Origin of the sequence: Vibrio sp. V10_P2A27P122 (assembly GCF_963874335.1) — a bacterium.
Taxonomy (GTDB): domain Bacteria; phylum Pseudomonadota; class Gammaproteobacteria; order Enterobacterales; family Vibrionaceae; genus Vibrio; species Vibrio anguillarum.
Map to the genome: position 1 here is coordinate 1 of NZ_CAWNHY010000194.1, position 2,633 is coordinate 2,633.

General features: G+C 43.0%; 1 protein-coding gene. It reads left to right on the forward strand.

Translation table 11 applies throughout. The features are described from left to right. The first annotated feature begins 192 nt into the window (after window positions 1-192). Window positions 193-2,415: a leukocidin family pore-forming toxin gene (locus AACQ17_RS08455; RefSeq protein ID WP_017045101.1), complete on the forward strand. Its 2,223-nt coding sequence runs from the start codon at window positions 193-195 to the stop codon at window positions 2,413-2,415. Window positions 2,416-2,633: the final 218 nt, after the last annotated feature.

A 2,633-nucleotide genomic window follows, 5' to 3' on the forward strand; every position in this document is an offset into this window, starting at 1 on the left:
CAGTTTTATTGTGATTTTAAGCCACATTAAAAATCATTTCTCTTTGTGTTTGTTATTTTAAGATCTATTAATAATTCGCCACAAAGGTTCCAAAAAACCAATACCCTTTTATTTTGTGGCCTGAAAAAATAAAAATGGGTATTTATTTTCTTTTAAATACCGTGATAACAATAAAATGCTTACGAGGTTTATATGTTAATAAACAGAAGAAAAGCACTTAGCGCTATTGCCATTATGTCAGGTTTGGTATGGAACACCGCTCAAGCTGACGTGAATCAGCCGCAAGGTTTGGCCATTGAAATGTTCAGTGAGCTTCAGGATGACAGCCAAATCAATTACTTCAATGCGAGCTATTGGTTACAAGGAGAGGTTGAGCCCCCGACACTAATGCAGATGCGTGACGATGTACTGAACCAACATATGCGCTATTTTGTCGATTTCAGTACGATTGAAGGTGAGTCGCAAAAGACAGAGGCGAAAGCATTGCTCAGGAAAAAACTGGGCTTAGCGTTTGCCAGTGACTTTTTGATCATCAGTGAACACAAAGGAGAATTGTTGTTCACACCGTTAGATGACGAGAATGATGCCAACATTCGTCTACTGGAAGCCGCCCCAATTGCCCATTCTCGTCAGCGCCGTAGTACGGCCAGTATGGTGTCAAATAGTGGTTCGGAAACGAACTCTTTGCCACACGTCGCGTTTTATTTGAATGTCAATCGGCCTATTACTGATAATGAATGTACGTTTAATAACTCACATCTTTGGGATCGAGGTACGCGAGTGTTTTGCGATAACCCGAATATCTCTTTGATCTATAGAGTTAATTTAGAGCGTTCATTACAATATGGCACCATTGGCTCTGCGACACCGGACGCGAAAATTGTTCGCATCAGCTTAGATGATGATACAACGGGTGCGGGGATCCATCTCAATGACCGTCTTGATTATCGTCAATCAGGTGCTGATTACGTGACATTAGATGCTTATTTCCGAGACTGGTCGACTGATGCCATCGCTCAAGACTACCAATTTGTATTTAACTCTTCGAACAACAAAGCGCAGATCTTAAAAACGTTCCCGAGAGAAAACCTCAATGCGGAGTATGAAGTCAAAGAGGTATCCGGCTTCCAGCTAGGAGTGAGTGGTGGTGTAGAGGTTAGTGCTGATGGACCTAAAGGCAAGCTAGAAGCCAATGCCAGCTACAACCAAAGCCGTTGGTTAACCTTTAAAACGCACGATTATCGTGTTGAACGTAGCACCAATAATGCACAAAACGTCAGCTTTAAATGGAATCGTAGCCAATACGCGACTGCCGAATCGATGATGAATCGTTCAACGGATGCGCTGTGGGTCAATACTTATCCTGTGGATACCAACCGCATTAACCCGATTGGTTACGCGAGCTTCGTACCCAAAATGGATGTGATCTATAAAGCCGCTCCTAATGCAACAGGGACAACGGAATTTACCATTGATTCTTCGGTCAATATTCGTCCCATTTATAACGGTGCTTATAAGCATTATTATGTTGTAGGTGCGCATCAGTCCTACCATGGTTTTGAAAATACGACGCGCCGCAGAGTGAGCAAAAGTGCTAGCTTTACTGTCGATTGGGAGCACCCAGTATTCACGGGCGGTCGTCCAGTGAATTTGCAATTGGGCAGCTTTAATAATCGTTGCGTTGATGTGGCTGATAATGGCGCGCTCTCTGCCTCAAGCTGTGATGAAACCAAAAACTCACAATCTTTTATTTATGATCAGTTAGGTCGTTATGTGAGTGCAAACGACATCCATCAATGTTTGGATGGACAATCACTGGGTCAATTACAAACCTGTAGTTCGAGTTTAAGTCAGCGTTGGGAATGGATAGAAAACAGCGATAAGCTGAGTAATGTTTTCTCTCATGAGTTACTTGGTCATGATAAAACCAGCGGTGAGTTAGGTTTGTATGCTGATGGCAATGATCAGGTAAGTGTGCGCACCATTACCGCTTACACCAACGTATTTCATTCAGATAGTGAATCGGCCGTATTTGGGTTTACATCGGGTTCATTGGCCTTACAAGATGTTGGTCAATCGGGGACACTGTATATTCGCCATGGCGCTGCGATTGATGCAATTGGTACGCAAGCCAATGCGATGCAAGGCGGTGAAAGTGGTAGTTTGACTGAAATTGATCTGAAACGCGTTACGCAAATAACCGTTACTTCCGGTGAGTTCAAGTACGGTGGCAGCCATTTACTCCGTATGACTTTTAAGCTTGATGATGGTTCAACCAAAGTAGTGGGGTCAAAAGACTACGCAATCAGTACCCACGATGAAGTGTTTGAGCTGCCAGCCGGATCGGCAATTCGGCAAGTCAAGGTTTGGTCTGAAGGTTGGTTAGCCGATGGTATTCAATTTATTATAAAATAGCGCAATCAGTTCATGATTGAGTAGTAAAGAGCGCTCATGCTTTTGGCTTAATTAGCTAAAACGTGAGTGCTCTTTTTGTTAATGCGATGTTAATTTTATCTGTTGTTTTTTTTAGTTCATTCACGAAGCTGGTAAGCCGACATGAAATAAAGTGCTTTTCTTCTACAGTTAGGGTGCTCCTCAGAGGTGTCTCTTATACACCTCTGACGCTGCCGACG